The following is a 2,937-nucleotide window of genomic DNA, read 5'->3' as shown; positions in this document are numbered from 1 at the left end:
TTAGGTTAAGTTAATAAGGGCGCACGGTGAATGCCTTGGCACTAGGAGCCGAAGAAGGACGGCACTAACACCGATATGCTTCGGGGAGCTGTAAGTGAGCTTTGATCCGGAGATTTCCGAATGGGGAAACCCACTGTTCGTAATGGAGCAGTACATTTGCGTGAATACATAGCGCATCTGTGGCACACCCAGGGAACTGAAACATCTAAGTACCTGGAGGAAGAGAAAGAAAAATCGATTCCCTGAGTAGCGGCGAGCGAAACGGGAATAGCCCAAACCAAGAGGCTTGCCTCTTGGGGTTGTAGGACACTCAACATAGAGTTACAAAGGAATGAGCTAGACGAAGCGATCTGGAAAGGTCCGCAGGATAGGGTAAAAGCCCCGTAGTCCAAAGTTCATTCTCTCTTGAGTGTATCCTGAGTACGGCGGAACACGTGAAATTCCGTCGGAATCCGGGAGGACCATCTCCCAAGGCTAAATACTCCCTAGTGACCGATAGTGAACCAGTACCGTGAGGGAAAGGTGAAAAGCACCCCGGAAGGGGAGTGAAATAGACCCTGAAACCGTGTGCCTACAAGTAGTCAGAGCCCGTTAATGGGTGATGGCGTGCCTTTTGTAGAATGAACCGGCGAGTTACGATTACATGCAAGGTTAAGCTGAGAAAGCGGAGCCGCAGCGAAAGCGAGTCTGAATAGGGCGAATGAGTATGTGGTCGTAGACCCGAAACCAGGTGATCTACCCATGTCCAGGATGAAGGTAAGGTAACACTTACTGGAGGTCCGAACCCACGTACGTTGAAAAGTGCGGGGATGAGGTGTGGGTAGCGGAGAAATTCCAATCGAACCTGGAGATAGCTGGTTCTCTCCGAAATAGCTTTAGGGCTAGCCTCAAACGTTAGAATCTTGGAGGTAGAGCACTGTTTGGACTAGGGGCCCATCCCGGGTTACCGAATTCAGACAAACTCCGAATGCCAATGATTTATGTTTGGGAGTCAGACTGCGAGTGATAAGATCCGTAGTCAAGAGGGAAACAGCCCAGACCACCAGCTAAGGTCCCAAAGTATTTGTTAAGTGGAAAAGGATGTGGCGTTGCTTAGACAACCAGGATGTTGGCTTAGAAGCAGCCATCATTTAAAGAGTGCGTAATAGCTCACTGGTCGAGTGACGCTGCGCCGAAAATGTATCGGGGCTAAACAAATCACCGAAGCTGTGGATTGATACCTTTGGTATCAGTGGTAGGAGAGCGTTCTAAGGGCGTTGAAGTCAGACCGTAAGGACTGGTGGAGCGCTTAGAAGTGAGAATGCCGGTATGAGTAGCGAAAGATGGGTGAGAATCCCATCCACCGTATGACTAAGGTTTCCTGAGGAAGGCTCGTCCGCTCAGGGTTAGTCGGGACCTAAGTCGAGGCCGATAGGCGTAGACGATGGACAACAGGTTGATATTCCTGTACCACCAAACCACCGTTTGAGTAATGGGGGGACGCAGGAGGATAGGGTAAGCGTGCTGTTGGTTATGCACGTCCAAGCAGTAAGGTGTGAATGTAGGAAAATCCGCATTCTATAACATTGAGCTGTGATGGCGAGGACTTAGTCCGAAGTTCCTGATTTCACACTGCCAAGAAAAGCCTCTAACGAGGTGATAGGTGCCCGTACCGCAAACCGACACAGGTAGTCGAGGAGAGAATCCTAAGGTGAGCGAGAGAACTCTCGTTAAGGAACTCGGCAAAATGACCCCGTAACTTCGGGAGAAGGGGTGCTCTTTAGGGTGAATAGCCCTGAAGAGCCGCAGTGAATAGGCCCAGGCGACTGTTTAGCAAAAACACAGGTCTCTGCAAAACCGTAAGGTGAAGTATAGGGGCTGACGCCTGCCCGGTGCTGGAAGGTTAAGAGGAGTGCTTAGCGCAAGCGAAGGTGCGAATTGAAGCCCCAGTAAACGGCGGCCGTAACTATAACGGTCCTAAGGTAGCGAAATTCCTTGTCGGGTAAGTTCCGACCCGCACGAAAGGCGTAACGATCTGGGCACTGTCTCAACGAGAGACTCGGTGAAATTATAGTACCTGTGAAGATGCAGGTTACCCGCGACAGGACGGAAAGACCCCGTGGAGCTTTACTATAGCTTGATATTGAATTTTGGTGCAACTTGTACAGGATAGGCAGGAGCCTTAGAGCCCGGAGCGCCAGCTTCGGAGGAGGCGTCGGTGGGATACTGCCCTGGTTGTATTGAAATTCTAACCCATACCCGTAACCCGGGTAGGAGACAGTGTCAGGCGGGTAGTTTGACTGGGGCGGTCGCCTCCTAAAGTGTAACGGAGGCGCCCAAAGGTTCCCTCAGAATGGTTGGAAATCATTCGAAGAGTGTAAAGGCAGAAGGGAGCTTGACTGCGAGACCTACAAGTCGAGCAGGGTCGAAAGACGGGCTTAGTGATCCGGTGGTTCCGCATGGAAGGGCCATCGCTCAACGGATAAAAGCTACCCCGGGGATAACAGGCTTATCTCCCCCAAGAGTCCACATCGACGGGGAGGTTTGGCACCTCGATGTCGGCTCATCGCATCCTGGGGCTGTAGTCGGTCCCAAGGGTTGGGCTGTTCGCCCATTAAAGCGGTACGCGAGCTGGGTTCAGAACGTCGTGAGACAGTTCGGTCCCTATCCGTCGTGGGCGTAGGAAATTTGAGAGGAGCTGTCCTTAGTACGAGAGGACCGGGATGGACACACCGCTGGTGTACCAGTTGTTCTGCCAAGAGCATCGCTGGGTAGCTATGTGTGGACGGGATAAGTGCTGAAAGCATCTAAGCACGAAGCCCCCCTCAAGATGAGATTTCCCATTACGCAAGTAAGTAAGATCCCTCAAAGACGATGAGGTAGATAGGTTCGGGGTGGAAGCGTGGCGACACGTGCAGCTGACGAATACTAATCGATCGAGGACTTAACCAAAATGTA

1 rRNA gene is annotated in these 2,937 nt (G+C 51.7%); it reads left to right on the top strand.

From position 1 onward, the window contains the following. Positions 1-3: 3 nt before the first annotated feature. A 23S ribosomal RNA gene (locus BMZ04_RS21690) occupies positions 4-2,931 on the top strand. The last annotated feature ends 6 nt before the right edge of the window (positions 2,932-2,937 follow it).

Source organism: Psychrobacillus sp. OK032, from assembly GCF_900111345.1.
GTDB lineage: Bacteria > Bacillota > Bacilli > Bacillales_A > Planococcaceae > Psychrobacillus.
Note: the sequence above shows the minus strand (reverse complement) of the source record. Positions and strands in the feature narration are given on the sequence as shown.